24 protein-coding genes and 1 pseudogene are annotated in these 20,354 nt (G+C 70.9%); 15 read left to right on the top strand and 10 right to left on the bottom strand.

Annotation, left to right across the window (positions count from 1 at the left end; genetic code table 11):
- Positions 1–156: 156 nt before the first annotated feature.
- Both JNW91_RS08030 and JNW91_RS08025 read left to right on the top strand, forming a co-directional pair.
- Complete coding sequence (locus tag JNW91_RS08030) at positions 157–390, top strand: hypothetical protein (protein WP_238424592.1); 234 nt, start codon at positions 157–159, stop codon at positions 388–390.
- 23 nt (positions 391–413) lie between these two features.
- Positions 414–608, top strand: a complete 195-nt coding sequence (locus JNW91_RS08025; protein WP_203174259.1) for a hypothetical protein — start codon at positions 414–416, stop codon at positions 606–608.
- 62 nt (positions 609–670) lie between these two features.
- Here the strand turns inward: JNW91_RS08025 and JNW91_RS08020 are convergent, their stop codons facing one another.
- The 3 genes from JNW91_RS08020 to JNW91_RS08010 form a co-directional block, all read right to left on the bottom strand.
- The gene (locus JNW91_RS08020) at positions 671–1,210 is read right to left on the bottom strand and encodes a DUF1360 domain-containing protein (protein ID WP_203174258.1); all 540 of its coding nucleotides are present in this window, start codon (positions 1,208–1,210) and stop codon (positions 671–673) included.
- Between the two features lie 61 nt (positions 1,211–1,271).
- Positions 1,272–1,604, bottom strand: a complete 333-nt coding sequence (locus JNW91_RS08015) for a hypothetical protein (protein ID WP_203174257.1) — start codon at positions 1,602–1,604, stop codon at positions 1,272–1,274.
- Positions 1,604–1,942: a DUF6158 family protein gene (locus JNW91_RS08010; protein WP_203174256.1), complete on the bottom strand. Its 339-nt coding sequence runs from the start codon at positions 1,940–1,942 to the stop codon at positions 1,604–1,606. The genes JNW91_RS08015 and JNW91_RS08010 overlap by 1 nt, the downstream gene beginning before the upstream one ends.
- 130 nt (positions 1,943–2,072) lie before the next feature.
- Between JNW91_RS08010 and JNW91_RS08005 the strand changes: the two genes are divergently transcribed.
- Positions 2,073–2,507, top strand: a complete 435-nt coding sequence (locus JNW91_RS08005) for a hypothetical protein (protein ID WP_203174289.1) — start codon at positions 2,073–2,075, stop codon at positions 2,505–2,507.
- A gap of 26 nt (positions 2,508–2,533) precedes the next feature.
- Positions 2,534–2,863, top strand: coding sequence for a DUF3817 domain-containing protein (locus JNW91_RS08000; RefSeq protein WP_203174255.1), 330 nt, complete (start codon positions 2,534–2,536; stop codon positions 2,861–2,863).
- A 40-nt stretch (positions 2,864–2,903) separates the two neighbouring features.
- Here the strand turns inward: JNW91_RS08000 and JNW91_RS07995 are convergent, their stop codons facing one another.
- Positions 2,904–3,386: a DUF6232 family protein gene (locus JNW91_RS07995; RefSeq protein ID WP_309244279.1), complete on the bottom strand. Its 483-nt coding sequence runs from the start codon at positions 3,384–3,386 to the stop codon at positions 2,904–2,906.
- Between the two features lie 540 nt (positions 3,387–3,926).
- On the opposite strand from JNW91_RS07995, the gene JNW91_RS07990 reads away from it, so the two are divergent.
- Positions 3,927–4,904: a C40 family peptidase gene (locus JNW91_RS07990; protein ID WP_203174253.1), complete on the top strand. Its 978-nt coding sequence runs from the start codon at positions 3,927–3,929 to the stop codon at positions 4,902–4,904.
- Positions 4,905–4,969: 65 nt separating this feature from the next.
- On the opposite strand, the gene JNW91_RS07985 is transcribed toward JNW91_RS07990, so the two are convergent.
- From JNW91_RS07985 to JNW91_RS07970, 4 genes are all read right to left on the bottom strand, one after another.
- Positions 4,970–5,959, bottom strand: a complete 990-nt coding sequence (locus tag JNW91_RS07985) for a sigma-70 family RNA polymerase sigma factor (protein WP_151490607.1) — start codon at positions 5,957–5,959, stop codon at positions 4,970–4,972.
- Between the two features lie 375 nt (positions 5,960–6,334).
- On the bottom strand, positions 6,335–7,291 hold the full coding sequence (gene murQ / locus JNW91_RS07980; RefSeq protein ID WP_203174252.1) for an N-acetylmuramic acid 6-phosphate etherase: 957 nt from the start codon (positions 7,289–7,291) through the stop codon (positions 6,335–6,337).
- Positions 7,288–8,202 carry a MurR/RpiR family transcriptional regulator gene (locus JNW91_RS07975; RefSeq protein ID WP_203174251.1) on the bottom strand — a complete coding sequence of 305 codons (915 nt, stop codon included), beginning with the start codon at positions 8,200–8,202 and terminating at the stop codon, positions 7,288–7,290. The genes murQ and JNW91_RS07975 overlap by 4 nt, the downstream gene beginning before the upstream one ends.
- 76 nt (positions 8,203–8,278) lie before the next feature.
- Positions 8,279–9,295: an NAD-dependent epimerase/dehydratase family protein gene (locus JNW91_RS07970; RefSeq protein ID WP_203174250.1), complete on the bottom strand. Its 1,017-nt coding sequence runs from the start codon at positions 9,293–9,295 to the stop codon at positions 8,279–8,281.
- Between the two features lie 104 nt (positions 9,296–9,399).
- Between JNW91_RS07970 and JNW91_RS07965 the strand changes: the two genes are divergently transcribed.
- Positions 9,400–10,089: an SDR family NAD(P)-dependent oxidoreductase gene (locus tag JNW91_RS07965; RefSeq protein WP_203174249.1), complete on the top strand. Its 690-nt coding sequence runs from the start codon at positions 9,400–9,402 to the stop codon at positions 10,087–10,089.
- Here JNW91_RS07965 and JNW91_RS07960 read toward each other — a convergent pair.
- Positions 10,074–10,853 (bottom strand): dTMP kinase, encoded by a 780-nt coding sequence (locus JNW91_RS07960; RefSeq protein ID WP_309244278.1) that lies wholly within the window; start codon positions 10,851–10,853, stop codon positions 10,074–10,076. The genes JNW91_RS07965 and JNW91_RS07960 overlap by 16 nt on opposite strands.
- A gap of 122 nt (positions 10,854–10,975) precedes the next feature.
- Here JNW91_RS07960 and JNW91_RS07955 point away from each other — a divergent pair, with 122 nt between their 5' ends.
- The 4 genes from JNW91_RS07955 to JNW91_RS07940 are packed head-to-tail and all read left to right on the top strand — an operon-like array spanning position 10,976 to position 12,795.
- Positions 10,976–11,602, top strand: coding sequence for a nucleotidyltransferase family protein (locus tag JNW91_RS07955; protein ID WP_309244280.1), 627 nt, complete (start codon positions 10,976–10,978; stop codon positions 11,600–11,602).
- On the top strand, positions 11,599–11,874 hold the full coding sequence (locus tag JNW91_RS07950; RefSeq protein WP_203174247.1) for a BON domain-containing protein: 276 nt from the start codon (positions 11,599–11,601) through the stop codon (positions 11,872–11,874). Before JNW91_RS07955 ends, JNW91_RS07950 begins: the two co-directional genes overlap by 4 nt.
- A 10-nt stretch (positions 11,875–11,884) precedes the next feature.
- Positions 11,885–12,661, top strand: coding sequence for a metallophosphoesterase family protein (locus JNW91_RS07945; protein WP_203174246.1), 777 nt, complete (start codon positions 11,885–11,887; stop codon positions 12,659–12,661).
- On the top strand, positions 12,652–12,795 hold the full coding sequence (locus JNW91_RS07940) for a GPGG-motif small membrane protein (protein ID WP_203174245.1): 144 nt from the start codon (positions 12,652–12,654) through the stop codon (positions 12,793–12,795). Before JNW91_RS07945 ends, JNW91_RS07940 begins: the two co-directional genes overlap by 10 nt.
- A 234-nt stretch (positions 12,796–13,029) precedes the next feature.
- Here JNW91_RS07940 and JNW91_RS07935 read toward each other — a convergent pair whose 3' ends face one another.
- A complete protein-coding gene (locus JNW91_RS07935) occupies positions 13,030–13,803 on the bottom strand; it encodes a M23 family metallopeptidase (RefSeq protein ID WP_203174244.1) in 774 nt (257 codons plus the stop codon).
- A gap of 249 nt (positions 13,804–14,052) precedes the next feature.
- On the opposite strand from JNW91_RS07935, the pseudogene JNW91_RS07930 reads away from it, so the two are divergent.
- The 5 genes and pseudogenes from JNW91_RS07930 to JNW91_RS07910 all read left to right on the top strand — a co-directional run bounded on the left by JNW91_RS07930 (position 14,053) and on the right by JNW91_RS07910 (position 20,305).
- Positions 14,053–15,398 (top strand): annotated as a pseudogene (locus JNW91_RS07930) (ABC transporter substrate-binding protein).
- Between the two features lie 69 nt (positions 15,399–15,467).
- Positions 15,468–16,514, top strand: coding sequence for a carbohydrate ABC transporter permease (locus JNW91_RS07925; protein WP_203174243.1), 1,047 nt, complete (start codon positions 15,468–15,470; stop codon positions 16,512–16,514).
- Position 16,515: 1 nt separating this feature from the next.
- Positions 16,516–17,481, top strand: coding sequence for a carbohydrate ABC transporter permease (locus JNW91_RS07920; RefSeq protein ID WP_203174242.1), 966 nt, complete (start codon positions 16,516–16,518; stop codon positions 17,479–17,481).
- A 67-nt stretch (positions 17,482–17,548) separates the two neighbouring features.
- Positions 17,549–18,598, top strand: coding sequence for a LacI family DNA-binding transcriptional regulator (locus tag JNW91_RS07915; protein ID WP_203174241.1), 1,050 nt, complete (start codon positions 17,549–17,551; stop codon positions 18,596–18,598).
- A 33-nt stretch (positions 18,599–18,631) separates the two neighbouring features.
- Positions 18,632–20,305 carry a glycoside hydrolase family 13 protein gene (locus tag JNW91_RS07910; protein ID WP_203174288.1) on the top strand — a complete coding sequence of 558 codons (1,674 nt, stop codon included), beginning with the start codon at positions 18,632–18,634 and terminating at the stop codon, positions 20,303–20,305.
- Positions 20,306–20,354: the final 49 nt, after the last annotated feature.

Raw genomic sequence — 20,354 nt, 5'->3', positions numbered from 1 at the left:
TCGCGGAATACCGTTCGGCTGGAGCCGCGTCGTGCCACTCGCCGAGAGGCGACCTGCACACCGACACCAGCGCCGCCCCCGGCTCACGAGGCCGGGGGCGGCGCTGTCTGTACGCGGGCCCCTGGCGCGACGTTTGACCGATTCCGGCCCGGGTAGCTGATCGACGTGACCGACGACGCATCCGTGGCCGGCGAGCCGGATACCCGGGCCCTCGACGACCTGCTCGACGACATCTACCGGGCTCAGGAGCGGATTACCCAGGCGGAGATCTACCGCCGAGCGGTGGCCGCGGAGCTTCCGCCGGACCTGCTCGCCCGGATCGACGCGCTCCCCGAGGGCGAGTACGCGGTGGACGAGGCGAGCGACCTGCTGGGCGGCTCCGTCGCCTGAGCGACCGCAGAAGGGACACCGTCATGACGCACCACGAGGACCACGAGGAGAAGGTCCCGGCGCTGGGACAACCGCCGAAGGGCATGGACACCACCCCCGAGCCGGACTTCGCGAACGAACACGACCGCACCGCGGTGGACCGGGACGTCATCACCGGGGCCGACGAGGACGAACGGGAACCGGAGTCGCCGCACGGCTGGTCCGGGATGCAGCGTTGACGCGTACGACAGCGGGGGTCGGCATTAGCCGGCCCCCGCTGTCGTGTGCTCGCCTCCGCCGGTCAGTCCTCGTCGTGCCCACCCTCGGCGGCCTGCTGCGCGGCCGCGTACGCCATCTGGAGGAAGTCGGACGCGGCGACGGCGGTCAGCGCCGTGGCCACCAGCCGGGTCAGGCGGGGCGCGAGCACCAGGCCGCCGGTCAGCCCGGTGGCCACCCAGACCGCCAGGCAGAACGGGCAGCTGAGCAACTCGCCGATGGCATGCCGGGTGGGGCTGCCCGAGTCGCGCACCTGCTCCATGACCTCGCCGCTGCCGATGGGCCGGTCGTAGCGGGTGAACGGGGCCCGCAACGGGCTGGTCACGGCGTCCTTGGAGAGCAGGCGGCTGAGCTTGTGCGTGGCGATGGAGAGCAGCACCACGTCGGCCGGTGCGGGACGCTCGGGCACCGGCCGTCCGGTCACCTTGACCAGGCCGGCGAGCGCCCCGGCCACTCCGGCGTAGGTGCCCATCGCGGCCAGGTAGCCGCCGAGCGGCCGGTGCTCGTGCGGCGCGTACGCCCGGCGTAGTCGCGCCGCCTTCTGTCGCAGGCCAGTGTCTGTCACCCGGTCTCCTCCCAGGTCGTTGGTGTGCGGGGGTGCTGCTCCCGGGCGGCCGGTGGCGGTCTCAGCCGGCCTGGAGGTTGTCCGCGACCTCGCGGATCAGGTTGGTCAGCGCCTCGTCGACGAGCTGGTCCGGTTCCGGTCCGCCGGCCCCGTCGGCCAGGTCGAGCTGGATCCGGGCGCCGCCGGAGTCCGCCGGATCCACCCGGATCTCGGCGGACCAGTCCGCGTCGCCGCTCCAGCGGGCCCGTAGCTCCTCGCCGTTGATCTCGGTTGGCGGGCTGCCGTCGCCGCGGAGGGCTTCCGGCAGCCAGGCCGAGGCGCGGGCGGGGTCGGTGGCTGTGTTGAAGACCACCTCGGGCGGCGCGGACATGCCGCGCACCGCGCGCGCCGGCATCACACGTCCCGTAGGCGGCTCGGGTCGACCTCTCGGCCCGGGTGACGGGCCAGGTACTCGGTCTCCAGTTCGGCCGTACGCCGCAGGTGGTTGGCGAGCGCCGAGTCCGAGGCGTGCCGCAGGGTGTCCAGCCGGGTGCGGTGCAGGCTGTGCATCTCGCGAGTCAGATCCTCGTCGGTCAGCTCCGTCGGGTCGACGCCGAGCGTGTCGCCGTCGAGATCGGTGCCGGCCGGGTCGGCGGGGTCGTCACCGCCCCACTCGGGCACCCGCTGTTCCGGGCTCATGTCGGCGCTGCCGCCGGTCGCAAAACCGTCCTCGCGTACTGATCCGGTCATCATCGCCCCCCTGGTCTCGTTTGGGCTGGCGTCTAAACGGATGCCCACACCGGGTGACGCCAAACCACCCCGGCCGCGCGACAACTACGACACCGTGTCGGAGACCGGCGTGGTCCCCGGTACCCTCGACGCCATGAGGTGGCTCTGGACCCCGGCGTGGATCGCACGTCACGTGGCCATGGCCGTGCTGGTCGTGGGCTTCCTCGGGCTGGGCTGGTGGCAGATCAGCCGGGCCACCGCCGGCAACAGTCTGAGCTGGGGGTACGCGGTCGAGTGGCCGGTCTTCGCCGGCTTCGTGGTCTACGTGTGGTGGCGCGAGGTGAAGTTGGCCCGGCGCCGCGCGGCGGAGGCCGACGCTCCCCCGGCCGACCTGGCCGATGTCCCGGCCGTCGAGTCGACGCCGGCTGGCACCACCGGGTCCCGACCGGCGGTACGTCGACCGGTGCGGGTGGCCCGGGTGCCGGCCGCCGCCGGAGGTGGCGAGGACGCTGACCTGGCCGCCTACAACCGCTACCTGTCATGGTTGAACGCCAATCCGGGCGCCCGGCCCGGTGACTACCCCGGCTGAGGCCGGATTCGGAAGGACGGACGAAGGTGGGCGCTGCCCTTACCCGGTACCGCGCGATCGCCTGGATCGTGGGCGTGGTGCTGATCCTGCTGGTCGTGGTCGGCATGCCACTGAAGTACGGGTTCGACAACCCGGTGGTGGTGGAGACGGTCGGGCCGGCGCACGGCTTTCTTTACATGATCTATCTGGTGGCCGCCTTCGACCTGAGCCGTCGGGCCGACTGGCCGCTGAAGCGGATGCTGCTGGTGATGCTGGCCGGCACCGTGCCGTTCGTCTCGTTCTACGCCGAGCGCCGGGTCAGCGCCTGGGTGGCCGCCCGACGCGAGGAGCGGACCCCGGAGCCGGTCGCCAGCTGAGCCGCCGGCCGGGCCCGACGCCGGGTCGACGTCGGGCCGGTCAGCGGCTGGGCCGCCACGGGTCGGCCGAGGCGAGCGGATCGATCCAGTCGCCGTACCGGTTCACCTCCCGGGCGCGCAGCAGCGCCCGGGTGACCTGGCCGAACTGCCGCTCGTCGTCGGCGCTGAACAGCAGCACCTCCGCGCCCCGGTGCCACCCCCACAGTTCGTGGGGCGGTGGCCGCCAACGATCGCCGACCAGGGCGAGCGCGGCCGGCAGCAGGAACACCGCCCCGAGGATGAGGTACGCCCCGGCGGTCAGCCGTTGCAGGCCGCCGGTGAAGCCGAGCAGCAGCCCGACGCCGCCGAGCATGGTGGCGGTGATGGCGACGGCCCGGACGGCGATCCGGTCGTGCGGGCCTCTGGTGGTGCGGAGGTGGGTCAGGTCGGCGACCCGGTAGCTGGTTCGACCGACGGTGAACCGGTCGACGGTCACGATGATGCCGGGTCGCGCGTACAGCAGGGTCGACCTGGCACCGGGCACCGTTCGCTGGGGTCGCGTCTTTGCGCCTTCACGATTCACGGTTCCTCCCGTGTGGGGGCGGTTCGTCGGGTTGCTCCGCCGGTCATGGCATCGCCGTGTTGACGGGAATCCCGGCTCCGGCCCTCATTGTGTTGTGGCACTGCCACCTCACCAGGGCATTTACCGACTCCCGACAGGTCACCCGTCTGGGGGACCTCGCCCGGAAACAGCATCCATTTCGGCTTTTATCGGTTGCGTAGCGCAGCTATCCGGCGGCATACGCCGAGAACGACGAAAGCCGCATATCCGGCATTTGGTCAAAAGGAGGGCACTGCGCTCTGCTCACTGAGCGTCGGCAGCCACGACCGAAGCCAGCCAGCGCACCTGCCCGGCAGGCCACTTTGCCAACATTCGCCCCTGCTTCAACTGCGCGTGACAACCGTCCCGGGTTAGGTTGGGCGAGCCGGTCCGGCCCAGCGCCGTCCACCCCGGATGGCCCCGGCCGGTGCCGCCAAGGGCGTCAGCAGCCCGACGCGGCCGTGGGAGAGGGGCTTTCCGCTCTTGTCATCCCTGAGAAACCTGCTGCGTACCGTGGTGCTGGCCGGGATGTCGGCCGCGCTGATCGCCCCGCCGGTGGTGGCCCGCGCCGAGCCGTCCCCCGCCGACCTGACCCGCCGGATCGAAGCGTCCTCGGGCGAGCTGGAGCGGGTCGTCGAGGCGTACAACAAGCTCCGCGAGGAGATCAAGACGAACGAGGCCGCGGTCGCCCGATTACAGGCCCGTATCGGCCCACTGGAACAGCAGGCCGAGCAGAGCCGGGCCGATGTCGCCGAGCTGGCGACCACGGCGTACAAGAGTGGCGGCCTGCGGACCGCGGACGCCCTACTGCGTCCCGGCGGCTCGGCCGCGCTGTTGGACCGTCTCGGCGCCCTCGACCAGCTGACCCGCCAGCGGCAGGAGCGCATCTCCGGCTACACCGCCAACCAGCGGCGACTGCTCGACGAGAAGGCCCGCCTCGACGCCACGCTGACCCGGCAGGCGGCACAGGCCCGCCAACTCGCCGCCGGCAAGAAGCGGATCGAGGAGGATCTGGCGAAGCTGTACGAGCTGCGCCGCCAGGCGTACGGTGCGGCGACCGAACGACCCGAACCCAGGGCCGCGGCGGCGGAGGCCAGGAACGTGCCCACGGTGGCCGGTGGCGCCGGGGTGGCGGTGCGCTACGCGTTCGGCGCGCTGGGCAAGCCGTACGTCTGGGCGAGTGACGGACCGGACGGCTACGACTGTTCCGGGCTGACCTCGGCCGCCTGGCGGGCGGCCGGGAAGTCACTGCCGCACAACACCCGGATGCAGTGGGGCGCGGTCGCCCACATCGGCCGTGGTGACCTGCGCCCAGGAGACCTGATCTTCTACAACGGGCTCGGTCACGTCGCCCTCTACGTGGGCGACGGCCAGGTGATCGACGCGCCGAGCGCCGGTCGCAACGTGCTCAAGCGCGGCATGAACATGATGCCGATCCAGGGCTACGGCCGGGTCCGCTAGCGGATACGGCGAACGGCCGGCGTCCCCCTATCGGACGCCGGCCGTTCGCCGTCATTGCTACCAGGTCAGGCCGCCTGCAGCCCCTCAGCCCGGGCCAGCTCACGGAGCCGGCCGAGAGCCTGGATCTCCAGCTGCCGGATCCGCTCGCGGGACAGCGAGAACCGGGACGCGACCTCGGTCAGCGAGTGCTCGCGGCCGTCCTCCAGGCCGTAGCGGGCCCGCATGATGCCGGCCGACCGGTCGTCGAGGTGGTTGAGCAGCCCTTCGATGCGCTGCCGCTCCAGGCCGCTGAGGACGATGTCCTCCGGCGACGGCGCGTCACTGTCGGCGACCAGGTCGCCGAGGTTCGTGTCGCCGTCGTCGCCGACCGGGGTGTCCAGCGAAACGGTGTCCTGCGACCAGCGGCGCAGCTCGTTGACCCGCTCGACGGTGACGCCGAGCGACGCGGCGATCTGCTCCGGCTCCGGGTCGCTGCCCAGCTCACGGGTCAGCTGCCGGGTCACGTTGCGCATCCGGTTGACGTCCTCCACCAGGTGCACCGGCAGACGGACGGTGCGCTCCTGCTGGGCGATCGCCCGGCTGATGGCCTGGCGGATCCACCAGGTGGCGTAGGTGGAGAACTTGTAGCCACGCTCGTAGTCGAACTTCTCGACCGCCCGGACGAGGCCGGTGTTGCCCTCCTGGATCAGATCCAGCATGGGCATACCCGAGCGCACGTAACGGCGGGCGATCGACACGACAAGTCGCAGGTTGGCGCGGATGAAGAGGTCCTTCGCCCGCTCGCCCTCGACGACCAGCCGATCCAGGTCGTCCCGGTCGACACCGGCGGGAACGGCGTCCTCACCGAGCAGGTGCTCGGCGTAGAGGCCGGCCTCGATCGCCTTGGAGAGATCGACCTCCTTGGCGGCGTCCAGCAGTGGCGTCCGGGAGATCTCGTGCAGGTAGACGCCGACCAGGTCGCGCTCCTCGGCAACCTCGTCGGTTCGCATGCCGATGTTCTTGTCCACGTTGCCCACGGTCCCCTCGCTCGCGCCGGTTGCCCGGTTCCTTGCCATTCCCCACGTCCGTCAGCCCCTGGTAACTTCCGTTGTGCCCATCGGTGCTGACACCTACACAACAGATGAGACGTGTCGGGGATTCCATATCGTGAGTCGAAAGTGTCACGAATGCCTGAGTAGTAGCTGAGAGCACGGTCCATGTTTGCTGTCAGCACCCCGTCGGGCGGCTCGCCACTGGGCACACCACGTACGGGTCACAACCATGGCAACACCGCCCGCCGCGGGGGCACAGCGACCCGGGTCACCACCGTGGTGCGATCCTGGTCACTGCCAGATACGCACCGGTGGACCGGTCGGTTCATCCACGTGAGTGTTATTACCCCCCGGCCCGATGAACAATCCGGAGCGCCGTTCGCTTCCCCGGGGCTGGGGCTAGGAGGCGAGCAGGGCGAGGGCGCCGCGCACCTGGTCGGCGGAGCGGGCCAGCGCGGCCCGGGCGGCGTCGACCTCGGCGCCGGAGACCAGGGAGACCAGCGCGGTCTTCAGATCGCCGTCGGCCTCGGTGAGGGCCCGTCGGGAAACCTCCTCGGAGCAGCCGGTGGCCTCCATCAGGATCGAGATCATTCGTCCGCGGAGCTTCGCGTTGGTGGCCACCATATCGATCATGAGGTTCGAGTAGACCCGCCCCAGGCGCACCATGACGGCGGTCGAGAACGTGTTGAGCACCAACTTCTGCGCGGTGCCCGCCTTCATCCGGGTCGACCCGGTGACCACCTCGGGTCCGGTGTCCACCCCGATGAACACGTCGACCGACCGGGCCGCCTCCGCCTCCGGATTCGCGCAGAGGAGCACCGTCGAGGCGCCCTTGGCGCGGGACGCGGCGAGCGCCCCGAGGACGTACGGGGTGCGTCCGCTGGCTGCCAGACCGACCACCAGGTCACCGGCGCGCACACAACCAGCCGCCTCGACCGCGCCGCCCCGGTCGTCGTCCTCGGCGTCCTCCACGGCCCGCCACATGGCGTCCGGGCCACCGGCGAGGTGGGCGCAGAACCAGTGCCGGGGCGAGTTGAAGGTGGGGGCCAGCTCGGCCGCGTCGAGTACGCCCAGCCGCCCGGATGTGCCGGCGCCGAAGTAGTGCACCCGGTGGCCGCCGCGCAGCGCATCGACGGCGAGATCGACCGTGGCGGCGATCTCGTCGAGCACCGCGGCGACCGACGCGGGCACCCGCCGGTCGGCATCGTTGATCACGGTCAGGACGTCCCGGGTCGACATCAGGTCGAGGTCGACGCTGAGCGGGTTACGCCGTTCGGTGGGGGCGCCCACCCGGACCGTGGGGCGGGCGGGAGGTGCGGGCATGTCCTCGTCCGGTTCCACCGCACCGGCCGTCATGCTCGCCTCCGGTTGGCACCCACCCGGTGCGACTGGACCGCCTCGGCGGTCACCTCGAGTGCCTTGCGGGCTCGGGACCGGTTGCGGGCGGCCACGCCGACGAAGAGACAGTCGACCACGGTGAGCTGGGCCAGCCGGCTGGCGGTCGCACCGGAGCGGTAGGTCGTCTCCCGGGCGGCGGTGGTCAGCACGAAGTCGGCCACCTCGGTGATCGGCGAGCGGGGGAAGTTGGTCAGCGCCACCGTGACGGCACCCCGCGTCCGGGCCTGCTCCAACACCTCGATCACGTCGGAGGTGGTGCCGGTGTGCGAGATGCCGAACGCGACGTCGCCCCGACCGAGGAGCGCGGCGGACGTGAGCGCGGTGTGCACGTCCGGGAAGTAGAAGGCGATCCGGCCGATGCGGTGCAGTTTCTGCTGGAAGTCAGAGGCGACGAACCCGCTGGCGCCGGCGCCGTAGATGTCGATCCGAGCGGCGCCGCTGATCGCCTCGACCACCTGTTCGCAGACGGCCGGGTCGAGCTGCTCGGCGGTCTCCTCGACGGCGCGGGCGTCGTTGAACGCGATGGTGGCGATGATCTGGGCGAGGTCGGCGCCGGGCGGGATGTCGCCGCCGACCACCCGGGCGTCCGGCGGCTCGATGCGACGGGCGGCCTCGGCGGCGAGCCGGATGCGCAGCTGGGGGTAGCCGTCCATGCCCACCGAGCGGCAGAACCGGATGACGGTCGCCTCCGACGTCTCCGCTGCGGTGGCGAGGTCGGTGATGGTCCGCCGGGCGGCCGCGGCCGGGTCGGAAACGACCAGCCGGGCGACCCGCTGCTCGGCGGGCGACAGCGACGGCAACAGCCCACTGATGTGGACGATCAGCCCACCGGGCTCGTGACTCGCAGAAATCTTCGGACTCTTCGCCACGGATGAAACTTACTTTCACGAGGCGTGAGCGTCAACTATGACTGTGTGGGGTGGGAAAAAGTGTCGCCGACCGGGATCACGCGTTCTGTACAGCCTGCCACTCCCTCAGGACCACCGCCTCATCCGCCGGGTCGAGTCCACCCTGCCGTACGTCGTCCGGCCGCGCTGTCATCCAGGACACGGTCGCCCGAACGGTGTCGGACAGCGGACGGACCGTCAACCCCGCGTCCAGCGCCGGCCGGACGTCCCGGTCCATCAGACCAGCCCACTCCGGCAGTCGCGCCCAGAGCGGCAGCGCCCGCTCCCCCGACCACTCGCGTACGTCACGGGCCAGCAGGAAATCCTGATCGACCCAGGTGAGGCGCGGGTCGCTGACGCCCAGCCCGGCCGCCACGCCGGTCAGCAGATCAGCCCGGGACACCGCCGGGCCGACGCCGTCGTACGTGCCGGCGAGACGGGTGCCGGCGGCGTGCAGCAACCAGGTGGCCAGATCGGCGACGTCCACGAACTGCACCCGGTCGGTCGGCCGTCCGGGCGCGAGAACCTCCCCACCGCTCGCCAGCCGTCGCACCCAGTACGGGAAGCGGTCACTCGGATCCTCCGCACCCACGATCAGCCCCGGCCGGCAGACGAACGAACGGTCCTCGCCCATCCGTTCCCGGACCAGCCGCTCGATGCTGACCTTGCACTCGCCGTACCAGCGGTGGTCCGGGCCGACCGGAGCGTCCACGTCCGGCGGGGCGGGCGGCAGCACCGGCGCGTCCGCCGCGGTCTGACCCGGGGTGGTGTTGTCCGCGTACACCGAGATCGTCGACACGAACGACCAGTGACCGACGTGGTCGGCCAGCGCGGCGAGCGCGGACCGGGCATGGCTGATCTGGCGGGTCACGTCCACCACCGCGTCGAAACCCTCGCCGGCGAGCGACACCAGCGCCTCGGGGTCCTCGCGGTCGACCGGCACGAACCGTGCCCCGGTCGGCGCGACGCCGGACACGCCCCGGGCCGCGCAGGTCACGTCGTGGCCCCGCGCGACGGCCAGCCGGGCCAGTGCCCGGCCGAGAAACCGGGTGCCACCGAGAATCAGGATCCGCATCCGCCGATCCTGCGTCGCCGGCGGTCGATTGTGCCAACAACTCTGCTCTCGGCAGAGCGCCTACCGGCCGACCGGCCGCCGGAGCGGACGCTAGCGTGTGGCGCATGGCGGAGCGCAGCGTGTTGGTGACCGGAGGGACCGGCGGACTCGGCGGGGCGGTCGTCGCCTCGTTCGTCGACGCGGGCTGGCGGGTGGTCGTACCGCAGCGGGGAGCCCGGCCCGGGTCGGACCCGGCGGACGAGCTGGTCCGGGTCGTCGCGGACCTGGCCGACCCGGCCGACGCGGCGCGGGCCGTCGAGGTCGCCGCCGGCGAGCCGGCGGCGCCGTTGCGGGCGGTGGTCAACCTGGTCGGCGGGTACGCCAGTGGCGGCCTGGTCCACGAGACGCCGGTCGAGGAGTTCGAGCGGATGCTCACCCTCAATCTGCGGCCCACCTACCTGGCCACCCAGGCCGCCCTGCCACACCTGGTGGCCGCCGGCGGCGGCGCCGTGGTCTGCGTCTCGGCCCGCGCGGCGGTCGCCCCGTTCCCCGGCGCGGCCGGTTACGTCACGGCCAAGGCGGCGGTGCTGGCCTTCGCCAACACCGTCGCGGTCGAGTACAGGTCCCGCAACGTGCGCTGCAACACCGTGCTGCCCAGCGTGATCGACACACCGGCGAACCGGGCCGCCCAGCCCGCCGCCGACCACTCCCGCTGGGTCACCCCGGCCGAGATCGCGCCGGTGATCCGTTTTCTCGCGTCCGCGGACTCCGCTCCGACCAGCGGCGCCACCGTCCCGGTCTACGGGCGGGCCTGAGCCACCAACGGGCCGGGGCCACCGCGCGTGGGCAGGTCGGACGGCGCCACTCTGGGGGGCGGCGGTTCGGACGACGTCGGGGTGGCCGGCGGTACGTCGGACGGCGGCCGGGTGCCGTCGGAGCGGGCATCCGACGGCAGCCAGGTCGCCAGGTGGGCCTGGATCTGCTCGGTCACCTCCTCGGCCGGACGTCCCGCGTCCACCAGCACGAAGCTCGGGTACTCGGGCAGCGTCCGGTAGGCGGTGTCCGCCGCGGTCAGCCAGCTGATCGTCTCGTGGTCGGTGCCCCGCTCCTCGATGCGCCGGTACGCCTCCGCCGGGTCGACGGCCAGCAGGAAGGTCACCTGCGGCGTCGGGAACAGCCGGTAGCCGGCTCGGGCCAGCCGCTCCCAGCGGTGCCCGCCGTGCGCCCGGATGCTGGCGTACTGGCAGGCCGAGTAGCGGTCCATCACCGCCGTACGACCGGTGAGCAGGCAGCTGATGAGGGCGATGGCGATGGCGAGCCAGCGCAGCACCGACTCCACCGCCAGTACGCCGTCGCGCCCGACGAGGCGCTGGGCGTCCGGGCGGCCGAGTCGGTTGGCGACCCGGCCGAGCCACCGACGTCCGCTGGCGTTTCGGCGATAGGTGGCGGGACGGCCGGCGGCGGTCAGCGCGTCGGCCAGTCGGTGCGCCTGGGTGGTCTTGCCCGAACCGTCGATGCCGATCAGGGCGACAGTGCGCAACCGGGCCTTGCCGCGTCGTATCCCCGATGATCTGGCCACCCTCGACAGGTTATCCGACCGGCGCTCGCGCTCCGTCAGAGTTGTACCACTTCGTCCCTGTTCGGACCCGACCGCGACGCGGGCAGGTGTGGCCGACCGGAATGCCGGGTACCGGAGTTTGAATCCAACCGCCTGTCCACCAACATGACCGACGGGAGACCCAGATGGCTGAGCGCGGGGACGAGAGTCTGGTGCACACCCTCAAAAAGGTCGCCGCCGTGCTCAAGCAGTCCGAGATCCCGTTCGCCCTGGGCGGCAGCTTCGCCGTGTACGCCCACGGCGGCCACTCCAGCGAGCACGACGTCGACTTCCTGATCCGGGAGGCCGACGTGGAGCGGTCCCTCGAAGCCCTGGTGGCCGCCGGCTTCGTCGCCGAGCGCCCACCGGAGGACTGGCTGGTGAAGGTCTTCGACGACGGACGGATGGTGGATCTGATCCACCGGCCGATCGAGACGCCGGTGACCGAGGAGACGTTCGCCGACACGGTCATCCGGCCGGTGGACGCCATCCACATGCCGGTCCTGTCCGCCACCCAGCTGATGGTGCACAAGCTGCTCAGCTTCTCCCAGCACTACTGCGACTTCGCTCGCGGCCTGCCGCTGGCCCGGTCGCTGCGGGAGCAGATCGACTGGGAACGGGTACGCAAGGAGACGCAGCACTCGCCGTACGCCGAGGCGTTCCTGGTGCTGCTGGACCGGCTGGAGGTGGTGCCGACGGCCGGCACCCGGGCAGGAGAGGGGACATCGTGACCCACCATCGCGACAGCGGCGCCGGGCCACCGGACGAATACGTCGAGGCGGAGATCCAACGGCTGCTGGCCGAGGACCCCGCCGTCGCCGAGCAGGGGATCACCGTGGTCCGGCGGGAACGCGCCCTCGTGCTCTACGGCGAGGTGGAGAGCCCGCACCGGCGTGAGGAAATCCTGCGCCGCGTGTCCGAGCGCTTTCCGGACGTGCCGATCACCAGCGACATCGGGGTGATCCGCGCCCAGGCGCCCACGGAGATCGAGCAACTGCCCTGAGGGAGGTTTCATGGTGATCCGGATCGCCGCCGTGGGCGACGTGCATCTGGACGAGGACGTGGTCGGTCGGTTCCGCCCGGCGTTGGAGGAGCTGCCGGACTGCGCCGACGTGCTGCTGCTGGCCGGGGACCTGACCCGGCACGGCACCGAGGCCGAGGCGCGCTGCGTGGCCCAGGAGTTCGGCGGGTTGGCCGTGCCGGTGGTGACCGTGCTGGGCAATCACGACCACCAGTGTGACCAGGTGCCACAGGTGGTCAAGGTGCTTGAGGACGCGGGCATCACCGTGCTGGAGGGCAACGGCGTGGTGCTCGACTGCGCGGGCGGCCGGCTGGGCATCGCCGGCGTCAAGGGCTTCGGCGGCGGGTTCGCCGGACGCTGCGCGAGCGATTTCGGCGAGCCGGAGATGAAGGCGTTCGTCCGGACCACCAACGACAGCGCCGAGCGGCTCGGCACGGCGCTGCGCTCGCTGGACTGCGACATGCTCGTCGCGCTCACCCATTACGCACCGGTGCCGGACACGCTGGCCGGTGAGCCGCTGGAGATCTACCCGTTCCTCGGGTCGTATCAGCTGGGGCAGGCGATCGACTCGGCGCCCACGGCGCTGGCCCTGCACGGGCACGCGCACGCCGGAACCGAGCGGGGCACCACGCCCGGCGGTGTACGGGTGCGTAACGTCGCCCACCCCGTGATCAAGCAGGCGTACAGCGTCTTCCACGTGGGCGATCAACTTGATACGGACCAGGTTTCCCCGATCGGCCAGTCGGGTAGTCAGAGGTCATGGAGCTGATTCTCTGGATTCTCGCAGTCGTACTCGTGGTCGCAGGCATCCTCGCGCTGTTCCGCCGGCAGATCCTGTGGGGCATCGTCCTCATCGTTGTCGGGCTGCTGGTCGGCCCGTTTGGTGTCAGCATCTTCAATTGACGTTCACACGCTGTAACACCGGGACCCGTCGGGGTCGCCGCGACCGGAGCTTCGTCCTCCCGACAGAAGCATCGGCCGCGGCGGCCCCGGCGCTTTTTTGTGCGCAGCCGCCATCGCACCCGGCGGTTTGACGTGCGCCCGGACGGAAAGATCCGCACGGTTGTTTTGGCGGCCAACGCCTGACCGAACGGTCCCCGGCGGGCGACGCCCGCCGGGGACCGTGGTCGTTTCCGGTCAGCAGCGGGGCAGGTTCGGGATGTAGCCGTCGTACCCGGTGTAGACGTACGCGTCGGCGATGTAACGGCCGGTGCCGATCCGGTCCCAGATCGAGCTGGTGCCGTACGTGCCGGTGACCGTGGTGCCGCTGGTCTGGCAGGCGATGGTCACCCGGGCGCCGTCGGCGACGGTGCCCACCGAGGCGTACCCGGTGCCGGGGCCGGAACGGACGGTCAACGCCGTACCGCTGGTGTCGACCGTGCCGTTACCGCTGCCCGAGGAGCACCCGTTGTCGCTGGTGTAGCTCTTGGTGCCCCAGTAGAGGCCGAGGGTGCCGTTGAACCTGACCTGGATGTCGTTGCCGTTGAGGCGCTGCTCGTAGTGCAGGTGGGGGCCGGTCGAGCCGCCGGTGCTGCCCACCCAGCCGAGCACCTTGCCGTAGCCCACCGTCTGCCCCACGGAGACGTTGAAGCCGTTGAGGTGCGCGTAGTAGGTGCTGTAGCCACCACCGTGGTCGATCCGGACGTACTTGCCATAGCTTGTGCCGCCGAGGTCGGTCACCCGGTCGACCGTGCCGGGGGCGCTGGCCACCACCGGGTCGCCCAGGTCGTCGGTGCGGTTGAAGTCGACGGCGTTCGCCGGGCTGTGGTCCGACCGGGTCTGCCCGGACCAGGACTGACCGCACGGGAACGGCACCTTGAAGGTCGGCGCGGCCAGCGCGGGGCTCGCGGGAACGAGCGCTCCCCCGACGAGCAGACCGGTCACCAGCAGGCTGATCCACCGCTTGCGCATACAGCTCCTCCTATGTCGAAAACCTTCGATCCGGTGCGCCCAGCCTGACAGATATCGTCAATCTTCGAAAGAGCCTCAAGCCTGGCCCGGGAGCGCGCCCACCAGGCAGCCCGCAGGTTTCCGGATTGTTACTCGCTCGTGTCTGACAGGGGGTGGACCGGACTGGATGCAAGCGCTTACATGTGTGCACGCCCAATCGGACCGGCGAGGGTCATCAGCACGACCACGCCGGCTAGGAAGGAGGACGGCATGGCGGTCTCTACCAGACCACGCCAGGCCTTCGTGATCGCCGGTGTGCTCGGGCTGGCGCTCAGCGCCACCGCTTGCGGTACCGGTGACGACAAGAAGAGTGACAAGGCGGGCTCCGCGGAGTGCGCCGCATACGAGAAGTACCAGGGCCACGACGGCAAGAAGGTCTCCATCTACGCGTCCATCCGCGACGCGGAGGCCGACCTGCTGGAGCGGTCGTGGTCGCAGTTCACCGACTGCACCGGCATCGAGATCGCCTACGAGGGCAGCGGCGAGTTCGAGGCCCAGCTCCCCGTCCGGGTCGACGGCGGCAACGCGCCCGACATCGCCTTCGTGCCCCAGCCGGGCCTCGTGAAGCGCTTCGCGGACGCCGGCAAGCTGAAGTCCCTCAACGCCGACACCAAGGCCCTGGCCGAGCAGAACATGCCGGCCGACTGGCTGAAGTACGGCACCGTCAACGGGACGCTCTACGGCGTGCCGCTCGGCGCCAACGTGAAGTCCTTCGTCTGGTACTCGCCGAAGACGTTCAAGGAGAAGGGCTGGGAGGTTCCGACCACCTGGGACCAGCTCATCGCCCTGAGCGACAAGATCGCCGCCAGCGGCATGAAGCCGTGGTGCGCGGGCGTCGAGTCCGGTGACGCCACCGGCTGGCCGGCCACCGACTGGATCGAGGACGTGATCCTGCGTACGCAGGGCCCCGAGGTCTACGACCAGTGGACCACGCACGCGATCCCGTTCAACGACCCGAAGATCGTCGACGCGGTCGACCGTGCCGGCAGCATCCTCAAGAACGAGAAGTACGTCAACGGCGGATTCGGCGGCGTCAAGAGCATCACCACCACCTCCTTCCAGGAGGCGGGCGTGCCGGTCACCAACGGCAAGTGCGCGATGCACCGGCAGGCGTCGTTCTACGCCAACCAGTTCCCCGAGGGCACCAAGGTGGCCGAGACGGCGACGCGTTCGCGTTCTACTTCCCCGCCATCGACCCGACCAAGGGCAAGCCGGTCCTGGGCGCTGGCGAGTTCGTCGTCGCCTACGCCGACCGTCCCGAGGTTCAGGCGGTGCAGACCTACCTCGCCTCGGCCGAGTACGTGAACAGCCGCGCGAAGCTCGGCAACTGGGTCACGGCGAACAACAAGCTGGACATCGCCAACGTCGCCAGCCCGATCGACAAGCTCTCCGTCCAGCTCCTGCAGGACAAGAGCGGCACCTTCCGCTTCGACGGATCCGACCTGATGCCGGCCGCCGTCGGCGCGGGGACGTTCTGGAAGGGCATGGTCGACTGGCTGAACGGCAAGCAGACCGCCCCGGTGCTCCAGGGCATCGAGAGCAGCTGGCCTAAGTGATCCCGGCGGTGGCCCGGCCCGCGTCCGCGGGCCGGGCACCGGCCGAGGTGGACCCGAAAGGGAGGGTTGATGGAGTTCGACTTCGCCGATGAGCAGCCGAAGCTCCTCATGCTGATGTACGGGCTGGTCGCCTTCGTGCTGGTGGTGGGCGGTCTGCTCCTGCTGCTCGACGTCGTGCCGGCCTGGTTCGCTCGGCGGCGGGAGGCTCAGCTCGTCGCCGCCTCCGTCAGCGGCACGCCGCTGGCCCGCCGGCCCAAGCAGCGGGAGGGGCTGTTCGCGCTCTTCTTCCTGCTGCCGACGCTGCTGCTGCTCACCATCGGCCTGGTCGTGCCGGCGATCCGCACCACGCTGCTCTCCCTGATGGACGGGAGCAGCACCAACTGGGTGGGGCTGCGCAACTACGGCTGGATGTTCTCCGACAGCTCCATCGTCCGGGTCCTGATCAACACCCTGGTCTGGGTGCTCCTGGTCCCGCTGGTGGCGACCGGCTTCGGCCTGATCTACGCCGTCCTGGTGGACAAGGCCCGGTTCGAGGCGGTGGCCAAGTCCCTGATCTTCCTGCCGATGGCCATCTCCTTCGTCGGCGCCAGCATCATCTGGAAGTTCGTCTACGCCTACCGCGGCGAGGGCGACCAGATCGGTCTGCTCAACCAGATCGTCGTCAGCCTCGGCGGCGAGCCGAAGCAGTGGCTGCTGGAATCACCCCTGAACACGCTGCTGCTGATCGTCATCATGATCTGGATCCAGGCCGGTTTCGCCATGGTGGTGCTCTCCGCCGCGATCAAGGCGATCCCCGGCGACATCGTCGAAGCCGCCCGGCTCGACGGCGTCAGCCCGTGGCAGATGTTCTGGCAGATCACCATGCCGAGCATCCGGCCGGCGCTGATCGTCGTGGTGGTGACGCTCACGATCGCCACCCTCAAGGTCTTCGACATCGTCCGGACCTCGACCAACGGCAACTACGACACCAGCGTGATCGCCAGCGAGATGTACAACCAGGCCTTCCGGTACGGCCAGAACGGGCAGGGCTCCGCACTCGCGGTCATCCTCTTCGTCCTGGTCATCCCGGTCGTGATCTACCAGATCCGCAACCTCCGTCAGCAGCGGGAGGGCTGAGATGACCACCGCAACGCCCACCGTCGCCGTCGGCACCCAGGAAACCAACGTCCCGAGAACCACCGCCGGACGGGTCCGCAAGCGGCTGAACAGCCGTACCGCGACACTCGTCTCGATCGTCATCGCGATGGTCTGGACCATCCCGACCTTCGGCCTGCTCGTCTCCTCATTCCGGCCGGAGGACGAGATCAAGACCACTGGCTGGTGGACGGCCTTCACCAACCCGCAGTTCACGCTGGAGAACTACCAGCAGGTTCTGTTCGGGCGGTCGTCGTCCTCCGGGCAGCTCGCCGGGTCCTTCATCAACTCCCTGGCGATCACCATCCCGTCGGTGCTGTTCCCGATGGCCTTCGCGTGCCTGGCCGCGTACGCGCTGGCGTGGATCAACTTCCGTGGCCGGGACTGGCTCTACATCGCGATCTTCGCGTTGCAGATCGTCCCGCTGCAGATGGCCCTGGTGCCGCTGCTGAAGTTCTTCTCCACCGGTGTCACCCTCGGCGGCGTCACCCTGATGCCCGCCTGGGACCTGGTCGACGAGCAGAAGTTCGCCCAGGTGTGGTTCGCCCACACCTGCTTCGCACTTCCGTTCGCCGTCTTCCTGCTGCACAACTTCATCTCGCAACTGCCCGGAGACCTGATGGAGGCGGCCCGGGTCGACGGGGCCACCCACCCGAAGATCTTCCGCACCATCGTGCTGCCGCTGATCACCCCGGCACTGGCCGCGTTCGGCATCTTCCAGTTCCTCTGGGTCTGGAACGACCTGCTGGTCGCGCTGATCTTCGCCGGCGGCGGCGACGAGACGGCCCCGCTCACGGTCAAGCTGGCCGAGATGGCCGGCACCCGGGGCAACGAGTGGCAGCGACTGACCGCAGGCGCGTTCGTCTCGATCGTCGTACCCCTCGTTGTCTTCCTGTCCCTGCAGCGCTTCTTCGTGCGAGGTCTGCTCGCCGGCAGCGTCAAGGGCTGACCCGCCAGCCCGCCGCCGTCTGGCCCCTTGGACGGCGGCGGGCGCCGGGCACCGAGCGGGGGAAACCGTGACGAGGATTGATGATGTCGCCCGGCTGGCCGGGGTCTCCACGGCCACCGTCTCGCGGGCGCTGCGCGGACTGCCGACGGTCTCGGCCGCCACCCGGCGCCGAGTGCTCGCCGCCGCCGAGCAACTCGACTACGAGGTGTCGCCGAGCGCGTCCCGGCTCGCCGGTGGCCGGACCGGCACGGTGGCGGTGGTGGTCCCCCGGATCACCCGCTGGTTCTTCAGCACCGTCGTCGAGGCGGTCGAGGAGTACCTCCACGAGTCCGGCTACGACCTCCTGCTCTACAACCTGGGCGGCCGGGAGCAGGTGCGCCAGCGGGTGCTACGGACGGCCAACCTGCACAAGCGGGTGGACGCCATGATGCTGGTCGCCACGCCGCTGCGGCCTGCGGACCTGACCGCGCTGGCCAGCCTGGACCTGCCCGGGGTGACCATCAGCTCGGGCAGCCGGGTGCCCAGGTGGCCGTGCGTGCGGATCGACGACGTGGCTGCCGCGCGAACCGCCACCCGGCACCTGCTCGACCTCGGTCACCACCGGATCGCGCACATCTCCGGCGACCCCGACGACGAACTGGCCTTCACCACCCACCTCGACCGACGCCGGGGCTACCAGGCGGAGCTGCGGGCGGCCGGTCTGCCCCTCGACCCCAGCCTGGACGTCGAGTCGACGTTCACCATCGACGGCGGCAACCGGGCCACCGCCGAACTGCTGGCCCGCGGAGGCGCGCCGCCGACCGCGATCCTCGCGGCCTGCGACGAGATGGCGATGGGCGCGATGACGGCGTTGCGCGACGCCGGACTGCGGGTGCCGCAGGACGTCAGCGTGATCGGCATCGACGACCACGACCTGGCGGGCGTGCTCGGGCTCAGCACCGTCGCCCAGCCCGCCGCCGAGCAGGGCCGGCTGGCCGCGCGGATCCTGCTCGACCCGCTCGGCGCCCGCACCCTGGGCCCGGTCGTCGGCCAACGCGGCGCCGGTCACGACACACCGGTGATCCTGCCCACTCGGCTGGTCGTCCGGGACTCCACCGCACCGCCCCGGGCACACTGACACTTCAACCACAGCGCGACACGGGAGACGACCCTGAACACCGATCCGACGCAGCAGACCCCCTCCGGTCACCCGATCACCGGCTGGTGGACCGAGGCCGCCATCTACCAGATCTACCCCCGCTCGTTCGCCGACTCGGACGGCGACGGGATCGGCGACCTGCCGGGCATCACCGCCCGGCTCGACCACCTGGTCGAGATGGGTGTGGACGCGGTGTGGCTGTCCCCCTTCTACCCGTCGCCGCAGGCCGACGCGGGTTACGACGTGGCCGACTACCGCGACATCGATCCGCTGTTCGGCACCCTCGCCGACGCGGACAAACTGATCGCCGAGGCGCGTTCCCGTGGCCTGCGGGTGATCGTCGACCTCGTACCGAACCACACGTCCTCGGCGCACCGCTGGTTCCAGGCGGCGCTGCCGGCCGCCCCGGGCAGCCCGGAACGGTCCCGCTACATCTTCCGGGACGGCCAGGGCCCGGATGGCGACCAGCCGCCGAACGACTGGCAGAGCGTCTTCGGCGGTCCGGCCTGGACGCGCACCGTGGACCCGGACGGGCGTCCCGGCCAGTGGTACCTGCACCTGTTCGACACCGGTCAGCCGGACCTCAACTGGGACAACCCGGAGGTGCACGCGGAGTTCCTGGACGTGCTGCGCTTCTGGCTGGACCGTGGCGTGGACGGCTTCCGGGTCGACGTGGCACACGGTCTGGTCAAGCAGGCGGACCTGGCCGACTGGCAGGAGCCGCAGGAGATCCTCTCCGGCAACGAGGTGGACAAGCCGCGCCCGCCGATGTGGGACCAGGACGGCGTGCACGAGATCTACCGGCAGTGGCGGCAGGTCCTGGACAGCTACCCCGGCGAACGGGTGCTCGTCGCCGAGGCGTGGGTGGAGCCCGCCGAGCGGCTGGCCCGCTACGTCCGCCCGGACGAGATGCACCAGGCGTTCAACTTCGAGTACCTGCTCGCCGCGTGGACCGCACCGGCCCAGTACGCCGTGATCACCCGTTCGTTGGAGGCCACCGACTCGGTCGGCGCGCCGACCACCTGGGTGCTGTCCAACCACGACGTGGTGCGGCACGCCTCCCGGCTCGGCCTGCCGATCGGCGGCGGCCGGCCCAACGGCATCGGCATCGGCGACCCGCAGCCGGACGCCGCGCTCGGCCTGCGCCGGGCCCGGGCGGCCACCCTGCTGATGCTCGCCCTGCCCGGCTCGGCGTACCTCTACCAGGGCGAGGAGCTGGGGCTTCCCGAGCACACCACGCTGCCCGACGAGGCCCGGCAGGACCCGACCTGGGTGCGCAGCGGGCACACCCAGCGCGGCCGGGACGGCTGCCGGGTGCCGATCCCGTGGGAGGCCGACGCCCCGTCGTACGGCTTCGGGCCGACCGACGCGAGCTGGCTGCCGCAACCCGCGCTCTGGGCGGAGTACGCGCTGGACCGCCAGCGTGACGTGCCCGGCTCGACGTACGAGCTGTACCGCACGGCGCTGCGGCTGCGCCGCGCCCACGGGCTGGGCCGGGGCACGCTGGAGTGGCTGTCCTCCGGCGACGAGGTGCTCACCTTCCGCAACGGTGAGCTGGCCGTGCTGACCAACTTCGGCGACGCCCCGGTGCCGCTCCCGGCCGGGGCCGAGGTGCTCGCCGCCAGCGCGCCGCTGGACGACGACGGTGCGGTCCCGTCCGACGTGACCGTCTGGCTGCGCGGCTGACCGACCCGAGCCGGCCCACCCCACCGGCCCGTGCTCGCGGGCCGGTGGG

Source organism: Micromonospora parastrephiae, assembly GCF_016802865.1.
GTDB classification, from domain to species: Bacteria; Actinomycetota; Actinomycetes; order Mycobacteriales; family Micromonosporaceae; genus Micromonospora; species Micromonospora parastrephiae.
Note: the sequence above shows the minus strand (reverse complement) of the source record. Positions and strands in the feature narration are given on the sequence as shown.

Coding starts and splice junctions, on each gene's coding strand:
- JNW91_RS07935 (WP_203174244.1), bottom strand. CDS start 13,803: ATGCGCAAGCGGTGGATCAGCCTGCTGGTGACCGGTCTGCTCGTCGGG.
- JNW91_RS07965 (WP_203174249.1), top strand. CDS start 9,400: ATGGCGGAGCGCAGCGTGTTGGTGACCGGAGGGACCGGCGGACTCGGC.
- JNW91_RS07940 (WP_203174245.1), top strand. CDS start 12,652: ATGGAGCTGATTCTCTGGATTCTCGCAGTCGTACTCGTGGTCGCAGGC.
- JNW91_RS07925 (WP_203174243.1), top strand. CDS start 15,468: ATGGAGTTCGACTTCGCCGATGAGCAGCCGAAGCTCCTCATGCTGATG.
- JNW91_RS07985 (WP_151490607.1), bottom strand. CDS start 5,959: ATGGCAAGGAACCGGGCAACCGGCGCGAGCGAGGGGACCGTGGGCAAC.
- JNW91_RS08010 (WP_203174256.1), bottom strand. CDS start 1,942: ATGATGACCGGATCAGTACGCGAGGACGGTTTTGCGACCGGCGGCAGC.
- JNW91_RS07970 (WP_203174250.1), bottom strand. CDS start 9,295: ATGCGGATCCTGATTCTCGGTGGCACCCGGTTTCTCGGCCGGGCACTG.
- JNW91_RS07945 (WP_203174246.1), top strand. CDS start 11,885: ATGGTGATCCGGATCGCCGCCGTGGGCGACGTGCATCTGGACGAGGAC.
- JNW91_RS08025 (WP_203174259.1), top strand. CDS start 414: ATGACGCACCACGAGGACCACGAGGAGAAGGTCCCGGCGCTGGGACAA.
- JNW91_RS08015 (WP_203174257.1), bottom strand. CDS start 1,604: ATGCCGGCGCGCGCGGTGCGCGGCATGTCCGCGCCGCCCGAGGTGGTC.
- JNW91_RS08005 (WP_203174289.1), top strand. CDS start 2,073: ATGAGGTGGCTCTGGACCCCGGCGTGGATCGCACGTCACGTGGCCATG.
- JNW91_RS07920 (WP_203174242.1), top strand. CDS start 16,516: ATGACCACCGCAACGCCCACCGTCGCCGTCGGCACCCAGGAAACCAAC.
- murQ (WP_203174252.1), bottom strand. CDS start 7,291: ATGACGGCCGGTGCGGTGGAACCGGACGAGGACATGCCCGCACCTCCC.